Source organism: Nonomuraea antimicrobica, from assembly GCF_039536965.1.
GTDB classification, from domain to species: Bacteria; Actinomycetota; Actinomycetes; order Streptosporangiales; family Streptosporangiaceae; genus Nonomuraea; species Nonomuraea antimicrobica.
The window spans coordinates 197,799-217,242 of record NZ_BAAAZP010000003.1; the positions used below are offsets into that span (position 1 = coordinate 197,799).

General features: G+C 71.1%; 17 protein-coding genes. 5 read left to right on the plus strand and 12 right to left on the minus strand.

Annotated elements, in window-relative coordinates:
- Positions 1 to 184 precede the first annotated feature (184 nt).
- Together ABD844_RS00975 and ABD844_RS00980 are read left to right on the plus strand one after the other, a co-directional pair.
- Positions 185 to 1,030: a hypothetical protein gene (locus tag ABD844_RS00975; protein ID WP_344871895.1), complete on the plus strand. Its 846-nt coding sequence runs from the start codon at positions 185 to 187 to the stop codon at positions 1,028 to 1,030.
- Between the two features lie 41 nt (positions 1,031 to 1,071).
- Positions 1,072 to 1,500, plus strand: coding sequence for a GlcG/HbpS family heme-binding protein (locus ABD844_RS00980; RefSeq protein WP_344871897.1), 429 nt, complete (start codon positions 1,072 to 1,074; stop codon positions 1,498 to 1,500).
- A gap of 203 nt (positions 1,501 to 1,703) precedes the next feature.
- On the opposite strand, the gene ABD844_RS00985 is transcribed toward ABD844_RS00980, so the two are convergent.
- From ABD844_RS00985 to ABD844_RS01020, 8 genes are all read right to left on the minus strand, one after another.
- The gene (locus tag ABD844_RS00985) at positions 1,704 to 3,134 is read right to left on the minus strand and encodes an MDR family MFS transporter (RefSeq protein ID WP_344871899.1); all 1,431 of its coding nucleotides are present in this window, start codon (positions 3,132 to 3,134) and stop codon (positions 1,704 to 1,706) included.
- Between the two features lie 9 nt (positions 3,135 to 3,143).
- The gene (locus ABD844_RS00990; protein ID WP_344871901.1) at positions 3,144 to 3,725 is read right to left on the minus strand and encodes an NADPH-dependent FMN reductase; all 582 of its coding nucleotides are present in this window, start codon (positions 3,723 to 3,725) and stop codon (positions 3,144 to 3,146) included.
- Between the two features lie 120 nt (positions 3,726 to 3,845).
- Positions 3,846 to 4,703: an ABC transporter permease gene (locus tag ABD844_RS00995; protein ID WP_344871903.1), complete on the minus strand. Its 858-nt coding sequence runs from the start codon at positions 4,701 to 4,703 to the stop codon at positions 3,846 to 3,848.
- A 4-nt stretch (positions 4,704 to 4,707) separates the two neighbouring features.
- Positions 4,708 to 5,556, minus strand: coding sequence for an ABC transporter ATP-binding protein (locus ABD844_RS01000; RefSeq protein WP_344871905.1), 849 nt, complete (start codon positions 5,554 to 5,556; stop codon positions 4,708 to 4,710).
- Positions 5,557 to 5,678: 122 nt separating this feature from the next.
- A complete protein-coding gene (locus ABD844_RS01005; protein WP_344871907.1) occupies positions 5,679 to 6,737 on the minus strand; it encodes an ABC transporter substrate-binding protein in 1,059 nt (352 codons plus the stop codon).
- A gap of 139 nt (positions 6,738 to 6,876) precedes the next feature.
- On the minus strand, positions 6,877 to 8,337 hold the full coding sequence (locus ABD844_RS01010) for a benzaldehyde dehydrogenase (protein WP_344871909.1): 1,461 nt from the start codon (positions 8,335 to 8,337) through the stop codon (positions 6,877 to 6,879).
- Positions 8,334 to 9,947 (minus strand): thiamine pyrophosphate-binding protein, encoded by a 1,614-nt coding sequence (locus tag ABD844_RS01015; RefSeq protein WP_344871910.1) that lies wholly within the window; start codon positions 9,945 to 9,947, stop codon positions 8,334 to 8,336. Before ABD844_RS01015 ends, ABD844_RS01010 begins: the two co-directional genes overlap by 4 nt.
- Entirely contained in the window at positions 9,944 to 11,017 is a 1,074-nt protein-coding gene (locus ABD844_RS01020; protein WP_344871911.1) for a fumarylacetoacetate hydrolase family protein, read from the minus strand. The genes ABD844_RS01015 and ABD844_RS01020 overlap by 4 nt, the downstream gene beginning before the upstream one ends.
- Positions 11,018 to 11,189: 172 nt before the next feature.
- Between ABD844_RS01020 and ABD844_RS01025 the strand changes: the two genes are divergently transcribed.
- Positions 11,190 to 12,134 (plus strand): IclR family transcriptional regulator, encoded by a 945-nt coding sequence (locus ABD844_RS01025; RefSeq protein WP_344871913.1) that lies wholly within the window; start codon positions 11,190 to 11,192, stop codon positions 12,132 to 12,134.
- 31 nt (positions 12,135 to 12,165) lie between these two features.
- On the opposite strand, the gene ABD844_RS01030 is transcribed toward ABD844_RS01025, so the two are convergent.
- Positions 12,166 to 12,885: an IclR family transcriptional regulator gene (locus ABD844_RS01030; RefSeq protein WP_344871914.1), complete on the minus strand. Its 720-nt coding sequence runs from the start codon at positions 12,883 to 12,885 to the stop codon at positions 12,166 to 12,168.
- Positions 12,886 to 13,089: 204 nt separating this feature from the next.
- Here ABD844_RS01030 and ABD844_RS01035 point away from each other — a divergent pair, with 204 nt between their 5' ends.
- Complete coding sequence (locus ABD844_RS01035) at positions 13,090 to 14,274, plus strand: 4-hydroxybenzoate 3-monooxygenase (protein ID WP_344871916.1); 1,185 nt, start codon at positions 13,090 to 13,092, stop codon at positions 14,272 to 14,274.
- 53 nt (positions 14,275 to 14,327) lie between these two features.
- Here the strand turns inward: ABD844_RS01035 and ABD844_RS01040 are convergent, their stop codons facing one another.
- Complete coding sequence (locus ABD844_RS01040) at positions 14,328 to 14,738, minus strand: PepSY domain-containing protein (protein WP_344871917.1); 411 nt, start codon at positions 14,736 to 14,738, stop codon at positions 14,328 to 14,330.
- A gap of 120 nt (positions 14,739 to 14,858) precedes the next feature.
- On the opposite strand from ABD844_RS01040, the gene ABD844_RS01045 reads away from it, so the two are divergent.
- A complete protein-coding gene (locus ABD844_RS01045; protein WP_344871919.1) occupies positions 14,859 to 15,791 on the plus strand; it encodes a dihydrodipicolinate synthase family protein in 933 nt (310 codons plus the stop codon).
- Between the two features lie 36 nt (positions 15,792 to 15,827).
- On the opposite strand, the gene ABD844_RS01050 is transcribed toward ABD844_RS01045, so the two are convergent.
- Together ABD844_RS01050 and ABD844_RS01055 are read right to left on the minus strand one after the other, a co-directional pair.
- The gene (locus tag ABD844_RS01050) at positions 15,828 to 17,408 is read right to left on the minus strand and encodes a DUF7405 family protein (protein WP_344871921.1); all 1,581 of its coding nucleotides are present in this window, start codon (positions 17,406 to 17,408) and stop codon (positions 15,828 to 15,830) included.
- Positions 17,409 to 17,590: 182 nt separating this feature from the next.
- Entirely contained in the window at positions 17,591 to 19,438 is a 1,848-nt protein-coding gene (locus tag ABD844_RS01055; RefSeq protein ID WP_344871923.1) for a hypothetical protein, read from the minus strand.
- Positions 19,439 to 19,444 lie beyond the last annotated feature (6 nt).

Consider the following 19,444-nt stretch of genomic DNA (forward strand, 5'->3'; position numbering starts at 1 on the left):
CAGGGCCTGGCACGCATCTGACATTACGCCTACTTGGTAGGTAGCGCCGCCCGCGATCCCGATTTCCCCCGGCTTTTCGGCTGGGCGGCAAGGTTCCCTACCTACCTTGACAACAACCTACCAGGTAGGTTGGATCCTAGGCAGTGGAGCTGGACAGACAGCCGAGCGAGACGACGGAGGACCGATGAAGATCACCCCATACGACGAGAACGGCTTCCGCATGGACCACCCGAGGGGCACGGTGTCCTTCAACTACCTGCTCATGGGTGGTGAGCCCGAGAAGCTGGAGAACTTCCGCTACATCCTGGGACGCCAGGAGGGCGACTTCTCGATGCCGCGGCACCGGCACACGTTCGAGCAGATCCGCCTGCCGCTGATCGGCGACATGAACCTGGGCGAACAGGGCATCCTGCACGAGGGCGAGATCGGCTACTTCCCCGAGGGCCAGACCTACGGTCCCCAGGACGACCCGCTCGGTGACCCCAGACAACTGCAGTTGGTGCTGCAGTTCGGCGGCGCGTCGGGGCTGGGCATGGCCGGTGGACGCGGGCGCGGCCCGGACGCGCAGCGCGACGGGATCGCGCGGCGGGGCGAGCGCAGGGAGATGAAGTTCCCGCGGCCCCGCTACCAAAGCGTCCTGATCATGAACCCCGCGCACTTCAACTGGCTGCCGGTGCCCGGCGCGGACGGGGTCGAGCGCAAGCACCTCGGCTCGTTCACCGAGCGGCAGTTCTGGATCGAGTTCGTCAAGATCGACGCCGGTGCGGAGTGGGTCTCGGTGTCCGAGACCGGCAAGCAGCTCATGGTGGTCCTGTCGGGCCAGGCCGTCGCGGAGGGCACGGAGATCGGCGAGCTGGCCGCGCTCCAGGTCGAGCCCGGCGAGAAGCTCCACGTCAGCGCCGTCGAGGAGACCGTGCTCTACAACGTGGGCCTGCCCCCGATCCAGTTGCCGGCCATCCCGTCGGACCAGTTCGACATCATCACCAGCGACGGCGCGATCCAGTTCGAGAAGGCGCGGGAACGGGTCTGACCACCCGATCCGGCGGTTCGTACAAGGAAAGGAACCATGAAGTGGCATTGTCGTTGAGCCAGGCCTCCGAGATCGTGGACGCCGGGCTGCGCAAGGCGCGCGAGCTCGAACTGCGGCCCCTGACCGTCACCGTGCTCGACCCCGGTGGCCATCCGATCGTGGTCAAGCGCGAGGACGGCGCCGGGATCCTGCGTCCCCAGATCGCCCACGCGAAGGCGTGGGGTTGCCTGGGCACCGGCGCGGGTGGCGCTGCGGGCGCCCGGCACGCGACCCGCGACCCGTCCTTCTTCGCCGCCCTGGCAGCGATCTCCGAGGGCCGGATCGCGTCCTCGCGTGGCGGCGCGCTGATCCGCGACAAGGACGGCACCCTGCTCGGCTCCATCGGGGTCAGCGGCGACCGTCCCGACAACGACGAGGCCGTGGCCGTCGCCGGGGTCGAGGGCATCGGCCTGGTCGCCGACGTCGGCTGACCCACCCTCCTGGGACACACCACCGAGCGGCGCCGCCCCACGCGGCGCCGCTCGGCGCGTGCGCGCGAGTGGCAGTGGCGCGGCGGCCCGGACAAGGGCCGGAACGGAGGCAGCGAAAGGCCGGGAAAGGGGCAGCCCTCTCCCGGCCTCGATCAGCGAGCCCTCCCCTGCCGCAGACGGTCAGCCCTCCCGGCGGCGGGCGGTCAGCCCTTCCCTGCGGCGGGTTTCGCGGAGCGTTGCGGCAGTGGCGGCATGGTGGTGGCCGCGTCGGCGTTGCGCACCGCCAGCGCCGGCCAGAGCGCCAGCAGGTTGATCACGGCGACCACGAGGAAGGCCACCTGGTACGGTCGCGTCCCCGCCCCGCCCCCCGCGACCGGCCCACCGGCTCCGGCCAGCACCATGGCGGTCGTCTCCGCGGCGATGCCCAGGGCGCCGCCGAGCCGCCGGCCGACGTTGAAGATGGTCGACGCGCGACTCGACGACGCCTGCGGGATCGTCGCGAACGCCGCGGCCTGGGTCGACACGAACACGAGGCCGACGCAGAAGCCCATGCAGTGCAGCAGCAGGCCGACACCCCACAGGCTCGTACCGGATCCCACGGTCGCGAGCAGCGCGACGAACAGGCTCGTGCCCGCGACGCCCCCGGTCATGACCGCCCGTGGGCCGAAGCGCGGATACAGCACCCGGCTCGCGAGCTGCGAACCGAGCATCACGCCCACGGCCTGCGGCAGGATGGTCAGGCCGGTGACGAGCGGGCTGAGGTCGCGCCCGTCCTGGAGGAGCAGCGACACCGTGTAGACCGCGCCGAGAAACGCCACCGACACGCTGGTCATGACCGCGGTGCTCGACCGGAAGCAGCGGTCCCTGAACAGCCGTACGTCGATCATCGGGGCGCGCCGCCGCAGCTCGACGACCACCATCGCGGCGAGCAGAGCGGCGCCCGCGACCATGCCGACCAGTACGGGCACCGCGTCCCACCCCTGGTCGGGGCCCTCGGAGATGCCGAACACGAGCAGCGCCAGCCCGGCCGCGGAGAGCACGAACCCGGCGGCGTCGAACCGTTCGGCCCGCCGCTCGCCGAGGTCCCGGACGAACAGCAGGCCGAAGACCAGCGCGCAGACCCCGACGGGGAGGTTCACGAAGAACACCCAGCGCCATGACAGGTTCGTGACCAGGAGGCCGCCGAGGGTGGGCCCGAGCGTCGGGGCGACGGCCGTGGCGATGGTGATCATGGAGAGCGCCCTCACCCGTTCGGCCGGGGCGAAGCTCCGCAGCACCATCGCCATGCCGACCGGCGCCAGCATCCCCCCGCCGAGCCCTTGCAGAATGCGGTACGCGACCAGCTCACCGAGGCTGGAGGCGGAGCCGCAGAGCGCCGAGGCCGCGGTGAAGACCGCGATCGCGGTCATCAGCACCCGCTTGCCGCCGAAGCGGTCGGCGAGCCAGCCCGACGCGGGGATGAAGACGGCCAGGCTGACCAGGAAGGAGATGGTGATCGAGTCGACCGACGTCGAGGGGATCGAGAAGGCGTCGCCGATGGCGGGCAGCGCCACGTTCACGATCGTCGTGTCCATGGTGCTGAGGAAGATCGCCGCGACGTAGACGACGGTCACCGCGGTCGTCGGCCGGACCATGACGCGCATCTACCGGGCCGCGGCGCGCCGTGTCATCGCGAGGTCGACCGCCCACTCCGCCAGCTCGTCGAGGAGTTCGGCGGCGCTGTCGCCGAGCCGCTGGTGCGGTGTGAAGCCGCCGTCCGCGGTCATCGACCGGGCGATGGCCGAGATGTGCACCGGGCGCGACATGGGCACCATGCCGAGCGCCGTGACGACCGGGACCAGGCCCTGGACAGAACGCGCGCCGGCCGCGACGCCACCGTAGCCGACGAAGCCGACGGGCTTGCGCCGCCACTCCTGGCACAGATAGTCCAGCGCGTTCTTGGTGGCGGCGTTGTAGCCGCGGTTGTACTCGGGGACCACGAACACGTACGCGTCGCCCGCGCTGACCTTCGCGCTCCACCGCTTCGTGTGCTCGTGGACGTAGCGGCCGAGACGGGGATGATGCGGCTCGTCGAACAGCGGCAGATCGACGACGGCCAGGTCGAGCAGCTCGACAGTGAACGCGTCGTGCTTCACCGCGACGTCGCGGAACCAGTCGCCGACGGCCTCCCCGGCGCGGCCCGGCCGGGTGCTGCCGATGACGATCTGGAGATGTGGCTTCTGCATGGGGGCCTGCCTTCGAGGCTAGGAGGCCCCGCGCGGTACGGCGCGGCACACGCCCGGCCGCACCCGCGGGGCCTGGGAAGATGGGGGCCTGAAAGATGGGGGCCTGGAAGATGGGGTCCGTCAGTCCTTCAGCCAGGCCAGGGCCCGCCGCTGGAAGAAGCTGATGATCCCGCTGCCGACGACGACCATCGCCACGATGATGACGATGGCGGCGAAGAGCCCCGCCGAGTCGAACTGCTGCGTCGCCGCCATCGAGTAGTGACCGAGACCCTCGTCCGCAGAGACGAACTCCGCGGCGATCACCCCGATCATGGCCATGGGCACACCGGCCCGCAGCGCGGCGAACAACGGCACGCTGACCGACGGCAGCACGACCCTGCGCACGATGTACGCCTGGGACGCGCCCATCACCTTGGCGACGTCGACCAGCGGCTGCGGGACGTTCCGCATGCCAGAGTAGACGTTGTTGAAGACCAGGAAGAACACGATCATGCTGGCGATCGCGACCTTCGACCCGATGCCCAGGCCGAACCAGAGCAGGAACATCGGCGCCAGCGCGACCTTCGGGATCCCGTTGACGGCGATGATGATCGGTTCCAGCACCTCACCGAGGAACTTCACCGCTCCGATGCACCACCCCACCACGGCCCCGGCCGTGGAGCCGAGAGTCCAGCCGAGGATGAGCTCCTGACCGGTGATCAGGATGTTGTGATGCATGTGGGGGTCGCCGAGCAGCTCGAACAGCTTCACCGACACGTCGATGGGGTTGCTGATGAGGAAGTCCTCGACCACCCGGCCGCTGAGGAACTGCCAGATCCCGAGGATGAAGGCGATGAAGCCGATCCTGGCGACCAGGATGAGAGTCGCCCGCTGCCGCGGGTTCTGATGGGCGCCGTCGTCGTGGGCGCGGCGCTTGGCGGAGAACCCGCGGGGCAGGCGCCCGTTGCCCCGGACCAACGTGTCCATGTTCGCGGTCATCGCGTCACTGCTCCTCGGACTTCAGCTCGGACTTCGGCCCTGTATCCGGCCCTGTATCCGGCCCCGTCTCCAGCCCTGCCTCCAACTCCGTCTCCAGCAACTGCCACAGCTCGCGTCGCAGCGACTTGAAGGAGGGGAGGTCGGTGATGTTGTAGACGTCGCGGGGGCGTTCGATGTCGATGTCGACGATCGCCCGGATGCGCCCCGGGCGTCCGGTCATGACGGCGACCCGGTCCGAGAGCGCGATCGCCTCGGTGAGGTCGTGCGTGATGAAGACGACGGACGTCTGCCGCTTCTCCCACAGCTCCAGGACGGTCTTCTGCAGGGTCGACTTCGTGATCGCGTCGAGTGCCCCGAACGGCTCGTCCATCAGCAGCACCTCGGGTTCGTAGACGAGGGTCCGCGCGATGGAACATCGCTTCTGCATGCCGCCGGAGAGCTGGCGCGGGTAGTGGTCCTCGAAGCCGTCCAGCCCCACCAGGCTCAGCCACTCGGTGGCGCGCTCCACGCGTTCGCGTTTCGGCACGCCCCTGATCTCCAGCGGGGCCATGACGTTCTGGATCGCCGTCAGCCACGGGAAGAGGTTCGAGTCCTGGGTGATGTAGCCGATCTCCTGCTGTTCGAGCTCGCGGTCGTTCTTCACCAGGCGTACCTCGCCCGAGGAAGGCCGCAGCAGGCCGGAGGCGACGTTCAGCAGCGTGCTCTTGCCGCAGCCGCTGGGCCCGACGACCGTGAAGAACTCCCTCTCCCTGACCGTGAACGAGACATCCTGCAGGATGTCCATGACGCCGCCGTCCGGACTCTGGAACCGGTGCGTCAGATTGCCGGTGATGACCGCTGGTTTGTCTGCCACGAGGCTGCCGTGCTCCGTCATCGGCTGGCCCATCCTTCCCTGGTGGTCACGGCCTGCTGCGTCGATGAGATCCGGGTCGATGAGATCTGGGGTCGATGAGATCGGGGTCGCTGTGTCGGGGGTCATTTCTGGTACGCCGAGGTGTAGGCGGTCTTGATCTGGTCCTGGGTCACCTCGGCGAACATGTCCATCGCGGCCAGCACGTCGACGCCGCGGAAGAAGTCCGCCTCGCTCATGCGTCCGTCGCGCGCCCACTTGTACGTCGGCAGGCTGTCCTTGAGGATCTCGAAATCGGTGGGTATGAGGCTCTTGAGCTGCTCGGCCGCCTGGTCCGGGTGGTCGTCGAGGTAGTCGTTGGCCCGGCCGATGGCGTTGCAGACCTTCGTCGTCACTTCAGGGTTGGCCTTGGCGAAGTCCGCCGACGTGGCGATCGTGGACCAGGGCACGTTGTCCATCTCGGCGAACAGCGGGGAGTCGCCGATGTTGTAGAGGATCCGGCCGGGCACCTTCGACAGCACCTGGTCGGGCTGGGGCTGCGGCTGGAAGATCAGCCCGACCTGGCCGTTCTGGAACGCCGCGGTCGCCTGCGAGCTGCCCGCCATCGACAGCACCCCGATCCAGTCCGGGGGCAGCCCGTTCTTCGTCAGGAGCGCCTGCAGCAGCTTCGCGCCCGGGTTGGTGGTCCGCCCGCCGACGGCCGTGATCTGCTCGCCCTTGAGCGCGGTCAACTGCTCCTTCAGGGACATCGACTCGGTCAGGCCGCGCTGCTTCCACACGGCGTCGCTCACGGCCAGGATGTACGAGGGATCGATCTGCGTCACGCAGACGGCCTGGAGGCCGATGCCCTGTGACGCCGACTGCAGCAGCGTGCTGGTGTTGACCTGGCCGTACTTCACCTGGCCGGTGGCGACCTGCAGCGAGGCGTTGGCGATCTCCTTGACCTGGACGTTCAGGCCCTCCTCCTTGAAGTAGCCGAGAACGTCCGCCAGGTAGACAGGTGCGGCCGACGGCGCGGCGATCGAGACCGACACCAGGATCTGCTCGTCCGCGCCGACCTCGGCATTGCTGGATTGACAGGCCGGCGTCGCGGCCACGGCGAGCGCGGCGAGCGCGATCCAGATCCGCCGGCCGGGCCGGACGGCTCGAAACGCCCTCTCGGAAGCGGCTTTGTGGTGATTCATCGCTGGACCCCTTCCACGTCCAAATGTGCAACAGGTGGGACGGCGGGAGGCCCGCCGTCGAGCTGCCCCCGAAAGACCGTCGTCGAGCGGCGCCTCGGCCCCGATCGGCGACCTGAGCGGCGCGGTCGCCCGGCGCCGTTCAGAACGGATACGGCTGGATCGCCCCCTGCATCGTGAGCCACTGGGTCTCGGTGAACGCCTCCACGTTGGCCGCGGCCCCGCCGAACCGCGAGCCGGTCCCCGACGCGCCGACTCCGCCGAAGGGCGCCACCGCCTCGTCTCCTACCGTCTGGTCGTTGATGTGCACGATTCCGCTCGGGATCTGCTCGGCGATCGCCAGGGCGGCCATCACGTCGTTCCCGAGGATCCCGAGCGAGAGGCCGTACTCGGTGCCCTTGGCCAGGGAGACGGCCTGCGCGACGTCGCCGAAGCCGATCACCGGGGCGACCGGGCCGAAGACCTCCTGGGCGTAGGCCGGGGTGTCCGGCGTGACGTCGGCGAGCACCGTCGGGCGGTAGAAGAGCCCCTCGTACGTACCGCCCGCGACGAGCCTGGCACCCGCGTCCACGCTGGACGTCACCAGCGCGTGGATCTTGTCCCGCTGGCGCTCGTCGATGATCGGCCCGAGCGCCACCTGGCCGGTGGCCGGGTCGCCGACGGGCAGGTGGTCGGCCTTCTCGGCGAGGCGCCGCAGATAGGGTTCGAGCACGCTCTCGTGGACCAGGTGCCGTCCGGTGGTCATGCAGATCTGGCCCTGGTGCAGGAACGACCCCCAAGCGCCCGCCGAGGCGGCGAGGTCCAGGTCGGCGTCTTCGAGCACGATGAGCGCCGAGTTCCCGCCCAGCTCCAGGTGCACGCGCTTCAGATGCCGGGCGGCCACCTCGCCGACGCGCCGGCCCGCGGCGGTCGACCCGGTGAAGCTGATCACCCTGACGTTCGGGTCGGTGACGAGCGCCTCCCCCGCGTCCGCGCCGCCCGGGAGCACGTGCAGCACGCCCTCGGGAAGCCCGGCCTCCTCGAAGATCCGGGCGATCGCCACGCCTCCCGAGACGGCGGTGCGCGGATCGGGCTTCAGCACGACGGCGTTGCCGAGCGCGAGCGCAGGGGCTACCGAGCGGATGGCCAGGATCAGCGGGAAGTTGAACGGCGAGATGACGCCCACCACCCCGGCCGGCAGCCGCCGGACCAGGCTCAGCCGTGGCTGCGCGCTCGGGATGATCTCCCCCACGGCGTGCGAGGCGAGGGCGGCCGCCTCGTAGCACTCCTGCGCCGCGGTGTCCGTCTCGACGCCCGCCTTGGGCGGGATCGAGCCGGCCTCCCGTACCAGCCAGTCGCCCACCTCGGCGGCGTGCTCCTCCCACAGTTGTCCGGCCCGCCGCAGGATCGCGGCCCGCTCCAGGTAGGGGCGCGCCGCCCAGGAGCGCTGCGCCCGCGCCGCGCGGGAGGCGGCCCTGGCGACGTCCTCGGCGTCCGCGACGCCGATCCGGCCCAGTTCGTGACCTGTGGCCGGCGCCTTGACCGGGGCGTCGCCGCCGGTGGGCTTGACCCAGCCGTCGCTGTAGACGGCGGCGTGCCAGATGCTCTCTTCCAGGAAGCTCATGCGGTTCCTCCGGGCTGGGTGGTCGGGTCGTCGGCGGCCACCGCGACGTCGAGCAGCAGCGGCTCTGTCCTGGTGGCGAGGGCGGGCAGGACCTCGTCGAGGGTGCTGACGAGTTCGGCGTGGGTGGTGATGCGGCGCGCCGGGCAGTTCAGCGAACGGGCCAGCTCGGCGATGTCGACGTCCGTGAACGCCGGCCACGGCGGCTTGCCCCCGGCGTCCCCTGCGAGCTGGTCCATGATCGCGTAGCGCCCGTTCGTGAGCACGATGAAGAGCACGCCGCACGAGTAGCGCGCCGCGCTCCACAGCCCCTGGACGGCGTAGAGGGACGAGCCGTCGCCCAGCACGGCCACGACGGGACGGCTGGGGTCGCCCATCCTGAGCCCGGCCGCCGCGGGCAGGGCGAAGCCGAGACCGCCCATCGCCGCGCTGACGAACCCGCGTGGCGAGCGGGCCGGCAGCAGCCGGTGCAGCTCGGGCCGGGACGACGGGGTCTCCTCGACCAGTACGGCATCGCGCGGCAGCCGCTCGGCCAGCGCCGTGAAGACGTGCGCGGCGGCCAGCCGGCCACCCGCGCCCGGGGGAGCCACGGCCCGCGACGGACGCCGGACGGCGGTGACCGGCCGTGGCCGCAGCCGTTCCGTGATCGCCGCGCACGCGGACGCTGCGTCCGCAAGCAGGGCCACGTCGGCATGGCTGTGGTGCAGCTCGTCCGGGTCGTCGGAGATCACGGCCACCGCGAGTCCGTCCGGCACGAGCGGGCCCGGCTCGTAGACGTACTGGCGGAACGCGCCCGTGCCCACGACGAGCGCGACGTCGTGGCCCGCGAGCACCGCCCGCAGACCGGACCGGCCGGCCGGCAGGTGACCGGCGAACTGCGGGTGGTCCTGCGGGAAGCCGGCGCGGGCGCCGAACGCCTCCTGCCAGACCGGGGCGCCGAGGCGTTCGGCCAGCGTGACCAGCGCCTCCCAGGCCCGCTGCTCGTCGGCGCCCGCCCCGACCACCAGCACCGGCGACTCCGCCCGGTCCAGCAGCCGTGCCACGCCTTCGACGTCCGGCCCCGGCCGCCTGCGGGCACGCGCCACCGCGAGCGGCCCTGCCACGTCGAGGTCCGGGTCGAACGGGGCCGACCAGTCGTCCATTGGGACCACGACGATGGCCGGGCCGCGGTGCTGGGCCGCCTCGTGGAACGCCCGCCGTACCGCGCCGGGGACGTCCTGCGGCCGGACGGGCAGGTGCTCCCACACGGGGTACGCCCCGGCCAGCCCTTCCAGCCGCCCGGCCAGGAACGGCTCCATGGCCAGGTGGCGGCGGTCCTGCTGGCCCACCAGCACGACCAGGGGCGCGCGGTTGACCCGCGCGGTGGCCAGCGCGCCGACGGCGTTGCCCAGCCCGGCCGTCGTGTGCAGCTGGACGAGCGCGGGCTGCCCGGTCGCGATCGCGTGCCCGGTCGCCATGCCGACCACGGCGCCCTCGTGCAGGCCCAGAACGAACTCCAGGTCGTCGGGCAGGTCGACGAGGAAGGGGATCTCGGTCGAGCCCGGGTTCGCGAACAGCCGGGTCACCCCGCACCGGCGCAGGACGTCGATCGTGGCATCGCGGACGGTCCTCATCGCGCCACCCCGATCGACACTGACCCAGTCGACACGGACCCAGTCGACACAGACCCAGTCGACACGGACCCGGACGACACGGACCCGGGCGACACGGCTGCGGGCGACCCGGGTGCGGACCCCAGGCTCGCGGGCTCGGGGACCACGGTGTTCTCGTGCACGCCCAGTCCCTCGATCTCCCCGCGCAGCTCGTCACCCGGCACCACGCTGCGCACCCCCGGCGGCGTGCCCGTCGAGACCACGTCGCCGGGCGCGAGCGTGAGTGCCCGCGTCAGCCAGCACAACTGCTCGGGGATGTCGTGGAACATCTCCGACGTGCTCCCGTCCTGCCGCAGCTCACCGTTGACCCAGAAGCGGACGCGCAGCGCGTGCGGATCCGGGATCTCGTCCGCCGTGACGAACCAGGGTCCGGCGATGGCGAAGGTGTCGAACCCCTTTCCCCGGTCCATCCGGCGGTTGTCCAGCTCGGAGATGTCACGGGCGCCGACGTCGACGAGGGCGACGTAGCCGGCCACCGCGCGCATGGCGTTCTCGCGGTCGAGCCCGTGGCAGCGCCGCCCGATCACCACGGCGAGCTCCAGCTCCGGATCGACGCGGCGGCTGATCGCCGGGTGACGGAGGTCGTCGTACGGGCCCGCCAGCGCGCCGGGCGCCTTCAGGAAGCCCGAGAGGGGACGGGGCGGCGCGTCGTCCGCCGGGGGCGGTGCCTGACGGTCCCTCGGGTAGTTGCCGGTCATGCCCCAGATCGTGTGGGGACGTCCGATGGGCGGGCCGTACGACGGCCGCTCGGCGGACCACGTGCAGTCGTCCGTCAGGTCGCCGGTGCCGACGGCTGCCAGCGCCCACTCGTGCGCCGCGCGTACGGTCCGGAGGTCCGGATCGGCCTGAAGGGCTGCGGGGAGGGTCTCCGCGATCTCCCGCCGGGACCGCGGGATCGCGTCGTCCCGGTGGCTGCCGCGGGTCTCCAGCATGCGGGCGTACGCTGCCTGCACGTCGACGAGACGGTCGCCGACGACGTCCGGGAAGCAGAGCCGGTCGCCGAGATAGGTACGCCTGATCGCGAGTTTCACTCAGACCGCCCTCGTCGGGGCCGGGGAAGAAGCGTCCACGTGGAGCCCCTCCTTTCCAACATGTCGAAAACTCCTGCGGCTTCGTCGCATGCGTCTGGCGAAGATTTCCTGGAGGTTGCACGCTAATGACGACCCAGATAACCGGGCAATAATGGAGCCGAGGATTTCCACGATGCCGAAGACCGACCCCACCGCCCCGGCCCCGCCGACGGGCGACCCGAACGACCCGGCCGCCCCCAAGGGCGAGCCGGACGACGCCGTGCCGCCGAAGGGCGAACCGAACGAGGCTGTGCCACCGAAAGGCGAGCCGAACGATGCCGTGCCGCCCAAGGGCGAGCCGAACGAGGCTCTGCCGCCGAAGGGCGAGCCGAACGATGCCGTGAGCAAGTGCCTGCGGGCGCTGCTCGTGCTCGCCACCCACGAGTCGCTGGGGGTCAGCGAGCTGAGCAGGGAGCTAGACGTCGCGGTGTCCACCGCGCACCGCCTGCTCTCGATCATGCGTCAGCACGACTTCGTCGAGCAGGACCCGCACTCCCGCAGGTACCGGCTCGGGCTCGCGGCACGGAAGCTGGCCGAGCAGAGCAGGGTCGATCACAACCTGGTCGCCGTGGGCCACTCCCACCTCTCCCGGCTGCGCTCGGTGGTCGACGAGACCGTCAACCTCGTCGTGCTCGACGGCGCGGAGGCCCTGTTCATCGACGGCGTCCAGTCCCGCCAGCCGCTGCACGTGGCCACCCGCACCGGTGCCCGGCTACCGGCCTACGCCACCGCCGGAGGGAAGGTGCTGCTCGCGTACCTGCCGAAGGCGATCCTGCGCACCTACTACCCGTCCGAGCTGCGGAGGGTGACCCGGTACACGCTGCCGGAGCGGCAGGCGCTCGAACACGAGCTGGAGAAGACCCGCGACTGCGGCTACGCGCTCAACCTCGGCGAGCACCTCGTCGAGGTGTGCGCGATCGCCGTACCGGTCAACGGGGCGCACGGCCGGCCGATCGCCGCCCTCACCGTCGCGGCCCCGCGCACCCGGTGGACGCGCAGGCAGCTCGTGGCGCTCGCGCCGACGCTCACCGCCACGGCCGCCGCCATCACGCTCGACCTGCGCGGGCACAGATCCTGAAAGTTTCTGACCGGGCGGCACGGCGACCGGGTCAGCCGCCGAGGCTGCGCGTGACGCCCTGCGCGGCCACCTGGAGGGCCGACAGCAGCCGGGCGCGGTCGCGCTTCAGCGTCGGCACGACGACACCGATCGCGGCGACGGCCTCGCCGTCCCTGCCGCGCACCGGGACCGCGATCGAGCAGGCCCCGAGGGTCATCTCCTCGACCGTCGTGGCGCAGCCGTCGCGGCGTACCTGCTCCAGTTGGGCGCGCAACCGGTCGGGACGCGTGATCGTGTACGGCGTGAGCGGGGCGAGGTCGGCCATCACCGCCTCCTGGACCTCGTACGGGGCGTGCGCGAGCAGCGCCTTGCCGACGCCGGTCGCGTGCATGGGCAGCCGCGCGCCGACCCGGCTCACGACCGGGACCGACGCCCGCCCGGACAGCCGCTCCAGGTAGAGCACCTTGGCGCCGTCCCTGATGGCGAGGTGCACGGTCGCCCGCGTGACGGCGTGGATGTCGTTGAGGAACGGCGCGGCGATCCGGCGCAGCCCGGTCTGCACGGGAGCGAGGAGCCCGACGTCCCAGAGCCGCCGGCCCACGACGTACGCGCCGTCGGCCCGCCGCACCAGCGCACCACCGGCGACCAGCTCCCCGGCCAGCCGGTACGCGGTGGGCACCGGCAGGCCCGCCCGCCGGGCCAGCTCGGTGAGCGTCAGCCGGCGGTGCCGGTCGTCGAACGCGTAGAGCAGCGCCAGCGCACGCGAGACCACCGTGGCACCCGGTGCCGAAGTGTTACCCGCCATCGCCTGCCCTCCGGCCCGTCCTTCGCGTCGTCCGCCGTCCGGTCCCTCGCCGTCGTCCTGTCCTTCCGCTCAGTGGAAGCCTAGGCTCGAACCGGGCACCCGCGCCAGGCCACGCTGCTGCCCCGGGCACGTGCCCGCCCGACGTCCCGACGATCAGTGAAGGGAAGCCGCATGCCCCGTACCGTCTCCAGCACCACCGTGGGCATCGTCGGCGGTGGGCCCGCCGGTCTCATGCTGTCGCACCTGCTGCACGTCGCCGGCATCGAGTCGGTGGTCATCGACCTGCGCACCCGTGACGAGATCGAGCACACCCACCGCGCCGGCATCCTCGAACGCGACAGCGTCCGGCTCCTGGTCGAGTCCGGCGTGTCGGACCGGGTGCTGCGCGAGGGGCACGAGCATTCGGGCATCGACCTGCGCTTCGGCGGGGTCAGCCACCGGATCGACTTCCAGGGGCTGGTCGGCGCCTCGACCTGGCTCTACCCGCAGACCGACGTGTTCGTCGACCTCGCCGACGCCCGGCTGCGCGACGGCGGCGACGTCCGCTTCGGCGTGACCGAGACGTCGGTGGTGGACGTGACCTCCGACCGGCCGGGCCTGCTGTTCACCGACGCCGACGGCGTGGCCCACGAGGTGCGCTGCGACGTCCTGGTCGGCGCGGACGGCTCGCGCAGCATGACCCGCCTCTCCGTCGCCGGGCGCAAAGAGTATTTCCGCCAGTATCCGTTCGCCTGGTTCGGGATCCTGTGCGAGGCCCCGCCCAGCGCGCCACTGCTCATCTACACCCGGTCGGATCGCGGGTTCGCGCTGATCAGCCAGCGTACCGACCGCGTGCAGCGGATGTACTTCCAGTGCTCGCCCGAGGAGGCGGTCGACGACTGGCCGGAGGACCGGATCTGGTCGGAGCTGCAGGCACGCCTCGCGGGCGAGGACGGCTTCACGCTGAAGGAGGGCCGGATCTTCGAGAAGACCGTGCTGCCGTTCCGTTCGTACGTCTGCGAGCCGATGCGCCACGGCAACCTGCTCCTCGCCGGGGACGCCGCCCATACCGTGCCGCCGACCGGCGCCAAGGGGCTCAACCTGGCGCTCGCCGACGTACGGGTGCTCGCCGAGGTGCTGGAACGGGCCCTGCGCAAGAACGACCGTTCGGCGCTGGACGACTACACCGAACGCGCGCTGGCCAGGGTGTGGCGGGCCCAGCACTTCTCCTACTGGATGACCACGATGCTCCACTCCATCGAGGAGTCCTCGGACTTCGACGTCCGCAGGCAGCTCGGCGAGCTGGACGCGGTCGCCGGATCCCGTGCGGGGGCGACGTACCTGGCCGAGGGGTACACGGGCTGGCCGCACGGCTGAGCCTCGGGTGTGCCGTCCCGGGTCACCGCGCGGGTGACCCGGGACCGGCGCGATCAGTCGTCGTCGCCGCCGTGCCGACCTCCGTGGTCGTCGTCGTCGCCGTGCCGGCCGTCGTCGTCGTCGCGACCGCCGTGGTCGTCCTTGTCGGCCCGGCGGCTCTCGTGATGGATGATCTTGCCGGTGGCGACGGCGACGTACAGTTCGTGGCGCTGGGAGCCCTTGAGGAGCTTGATCTCCCACACGTCCGGGCGGGTGCCCCGGCGTTCGTACTCGACCTTGGTGACCTTGGCTCCCGGCACCGCCTTGAGCGCGATGCGTACGGCCTGCTGTCTGGTGACCTTACCGGTAGCCCCGATGGTGAGAGCGGTCGTGCCCGCCGGGGCGGACGCGGTCGCGGCCAGGGCCACGCCTCCGCCCGCGATCAACGTGACGGCTCCGGTACCTACGACGATGAACCTCTTCATGAGCTGCATGGCCTCACTCAACCGCCGGCCCCGGTAACCGCGCGCTAAGCGGCGGTTAAGGCCGGGCTCCTGGAGGGGTGCCGGGAACGCGCGTGCGGCCGAGGGGGCAAGATTCGTTGTATGTCCAAATTTCTCTCCCGCGAGACCCTCAGCGGAACGTGGGGCACCGTGCTGCTGCCGCTCCGCCCCGACGACACCATCGACCGCCCCCGCCTGCTTGACGAGCTGGACGTGCTGGCCGCCGCCGGGCTCGACGGCGTCTACGCCCACGGCACGGCCGGTGAGTTCCACGAGCTGGACGACGATGAGTTCCAGCAGGTCAACGAGCTGGTCGCGGAGCGGTTCGCGGGACGCCCGGTCCAGATCGGCGCCGGGCACATGAGCGCGCGGGCCTGCTTGCGGCGGGTGGCCATGGCGCGGGCGGTCGAGCCCGGCGCGATCCAGGTGACGCTGCCCGACTGGGTGCCGCTCTCCCGGTCCGAGGTCCTGACGTTCCTGGAGCGGGCCGCGGAGGTGGCCGACCCCGTCCCGCTGGTGCTCTACAACCCGCCGCACGCCAAGACCCAGGTGGGGCCGGACGAGTACGCCGTGCTCGCCGAGCGCCTGCCCGCGCTCATCGGGATGAAGGTCGCGGGCGGCGACCCCGCCTGGTACGCCGAGATCACCGGCAAGGCGGGCGACCTCGCGCTCTTCGTCGCCGGGCACACCCTCGCCACGGGCACGGAGCTGGGCGCGAAGGGCTCCTACTCCAACATCGCCGCGCTCAATCCCACCGGCGCCATGGCCTGGCAGCGGCTGATCAGGTCGGACGGCGCGGCAGCGCGCGACGTCGAGCGGCGGATCGCCCGGTTCTTCGCCGAGTACGTGGCCCCGCTCCAGGCCGAGGGCTACTCCAACCCGGCGCTCGACAAGTTCCTGGCCCACGTCGGCGGCTGGGCCGACCTCGGGACCCGGATCCGGTGGCCGTACCGGTCGGTCGATGAGGCGTACGCGCTGCGGCTGCGCCCGATCGCCCGGGCCGACCTGCCCGAACTGTTCCCGGACGCCCGGTGAGCCGACCCGGGTGACCGCCGGCCCGCGCCGCCGCGTTCAGGCCAGGAACTCGGCGAGCGGGAAGGACCGGTGGGAGCGCGGCGGGATCAGGAAGTTCTGCCGGTGCGTCGTGTGCACGACGGAGTTCAGGCCCGCTGCCCGGGAGCGCGGGGAGAAGGAGGCGCGCTTGCCGCCGGGCAGCTCGCCGTCCATGGCGAGACGTACGCGGTTGAAGATCTCGGTCGTCGGGGTGAAGAGCAGGAAATGCAGCCCGGCGGCCGGCTGCTTGCTGTAATGGTCTCCCGCGGGATCCGAGGTGTAGTGGAACGGGTTGTCCATCGTGGCGAAGTCGCCGCGGTTCGTGATGGCCGTGTTCACGGGGTAGCGGTGGCCGTAGTTGCTGGTCAGTTCCCGCTGCAGGCGGTTCACCGGCTGCATGCTCCCGTTGTGCCCGTAGGCGTGGAATTTCGCTATGTCGTGAAGGACGTCGGCCTCGTTCTGCTCGGGCGGGTCCGCCGTGACCGTGTTCGGCGGGAAGGAGATTCCCGGGCGGAACATGGCGTGGATGCGGTCCTCGAATTTCGGGAACGTCGTGGAGTACCAGGCCACGAGGTCCTGGAAGAGGTGCGACAGGGGCATGATGGTCCCCTGCTTGAAATAGCCGTTGGGCCACTGGTCGGTCCAGCCGGGAAACGTCTCGAAGTTGGAGACGGGGGTGGAGCTCTCCGCGTCCCTGAGCGTGGTGGTGAACCCGAGGAAGATCGGCGACTGCCGGGGAATGAGCTTCGCGCCCGGCAGGTCGTGCTCGATCGCCAGCTTGCTGGCCAGCGTCTGCCCTCCGGTGTGCCCGCCGCCGGTGAAGCCCCGGCGGATGCTGGTGACCTTGAACAGGTCGCCCGCCTGGTCGTCGCCCGTCCCGAACAGCGCGTTCGTGGCGGCCATGAGGGTGGTGAGCGAGTCGCCGCGCAGCAGGACGGCCATGTCGTTCTGTTCCAGGCGGATCGGCCCGAAGCCGGGTGGCGGCTCGTCGCTGGGAAAGGTCCTCGACTCCTGCAGCGCGTAAACGGTTTTTCCGCGCTCTTTCGAGGTGGTCAGGTCCACCGGCAAATACGCCGGATACGCCGTGCCGGCGTCGAAATAACTGGAACCCTTCCCGAGCCGGGGAACGTAATGCTCGAAATACGGCAGGCCCCAGGACACCGTGACGGTGACTCCGCTCGGGGCGGGCGGGAACTGCTGTTCCAGGCGGCGCAGCACTTCTTCCAGGCGGCGCTGCGCCGCCTGGAGGGATTTCGCGTTTGCCGGCACGTTCAGCTTCGCCGTGATGACATGAGCGTGGTACGGCGGGATCGCGACCGCCATCGTGCCCTTGCTGCTGGCGACTCCGGTGCCGTCGTCCATGATGACGCGCGGGCGTGGGAAGACGTACTGTTCCGGCGGCAGGGCGGGCCGGGCCGGCGGGGTGGAGGGGGTGGGCGGGGTCGGCCGTTCCGGCGTCCCGATCAGCGCGTCGACGAGTTCGTAGATTCCCGCGGAGGCCAGGGCCGCGGCGAGGGTGCCCCCGGCGAGCAGATACCGTCTGCTCGGCATTCTCTTGTTCTGCGCCTCGGGCGAGTCGCTTCCTTCGCTGCCTGCCATGCCGGGCGTCGTACCACGCCGCCCGCCCACCAAAACCGGTTTTTCCGCATTTTGGACGGCGCTTTATCCCGACTAATTTCCGAAATAAGCGGCGGTTATTCGAAATGGACTTTCCCAGGGCCGATCCCGTGGTCACCGGAAAGGCGCGACGGCCTTCCCGGTGACCACCGGCGCTCTGAGGGTCAGGTCTGCGTGCCGACGACCGTGCCGTCGGTGTCGGAGGTGAAGGGCGTGGGCTTGACCCGCAGTCGGCCGCCGCCGTCCACGTGCAGCGCGCCGCCGCCCATGGGCAGGTGGTTGGGGGCGATGCCGTCGAGCCCGGTGTTGCCGAAGCAGGCCCCGGCGTACAGGGTGCCGCCGTCGAACTTGATCTTCGATCCCGCGCCGAAGGTGTTCATGGCGATCAGCGCCGAGGCCCCGGTAGTGACGATCAGCCGCTGCTCGCCCGTGCCGGCGATGGTGTTGCCGACGCACTGGTTGTCGGGCCCCTCGAAGCGACCGGCGAACGGCGCTCCGGCGACGTCGAAGCGGTTGTGGTGGATGACGGTCCTCGGGCCCTTGACCCGGAACGCGGCGGCCCCGGCCGAGGCGAAGTGCGAGCCGGTGAGGGTCAGCCCTTCGGCGGCGGGCGCGCCGTTGAGCACGAACGTCCCGGTGCTCTCGCGTACCTCCAGGCCGGAGACCGTGACGTTGGCGGCGGTGACGAAGACCGCCTCCGGCGCCGCGGAGTTGCGGTGCGCCACGGAGCCGTCGGCGAAGGTGTTCGACGGCCCCGCGCAGTGGATCGCCCGGCCGTCGGCGGCGCTGCCGAGGGTGGCGCCGAAGTGGAAGTCGCGCACCGAGCAGTTGCGCACGTTGGCGTCGAAGAAGATCATGCGGCGGTTGGTGTCGCCGCCGCGGATGCCGCTGAGGTGGCTGTCGCGCACCAGCCGGGTGAAGATCACGAAGGATCCCGCTCCGGACGTGTTGCCGAAGTCGATGTCCCGGAAGCTCACCCGGTAGGCGTTGGAGACCACGATGCCGTTGTAGCCCGTGGTCGCGCAGGACACCTTGGTGAACCCGATGTCGGAGATGTCGGTGCCGGCCAGGTCGGCGGTGCTCTTCACGCCTCCGGGGTAGTAGCTGAGGTCGACCCCCGCCGTCTGCCCCTCCACGCTGATCGCCGAGAACGTCGAACCGGGCTCGGTCGCGGTGCTGTAGATCGTGACGTCCTGGCACTGCACGTTGCGGCAGTGGTACTGGAAGGTCAGCGCCTTGCGGCCGATGCGGCTGAAGTACATGTTGTCCACGCGCACGTCCGCCAGGAACGAGCCGCCCAGGCCGTTGTTGTTCTTGGTGTTGCGCGTGTCCAGGTGCAGGCCGGAGACCCGGACGCCGCGTACCGTGCGCGCGGGCGGGCCGTCGGCCGTGGTGGGCGCGTCACCGCGGATGCCGATCAGCGCGCCGGCCCCGGTCTCGATCGAGAACAGGGTGATCTTGGAACGGTAGCCGTCGCCGTACCAGGTCGTGCCGTCGAGCTGCAGCGAGATGAGCTGGGTGGTCCGGTAGGTCTTGTCGGTGCCGGGCACGTAGATGACCCGGTTCAGGCGGGCGGCGGCCAGCAGGGCCTCGGTGTCGTCGGCGCCCGTGCCGCTCTCCTCGTCGTAGTCGCCCTTGGCGCCCAGGGCCCGGACCGAGACCACGTCGTCGGCGATCTCCCACCAGGCGCCGTCCGCCGACTTCAGGTGCCACCGGTCGGTCCTGGCCGGGGCGGCGGTCAGCCGCCGGTAGAGCGCGCCGCCGCCGTCACCGGGCTCGGCGTAGCCGTCGGTGCGCAGCACCGTGTGCGTGGGAGGTACGTGAGTGGACGCGACCGCGGACGCGCTGGCCACCGGCAGCGCCGCGGCGGCCCGCCGAGCCGCCTCGGTCTGTCCGGCCTCGGTCTGCGCCGCGGCGGGGGAGGCGCCGAGGAGGACCGCGCCGGTGGCGCCTGCGCCGGCGTATCCGAGCAGGCTGCGCCGCGACATCGGGGGAACGGGGGCATGGGACATGACGGC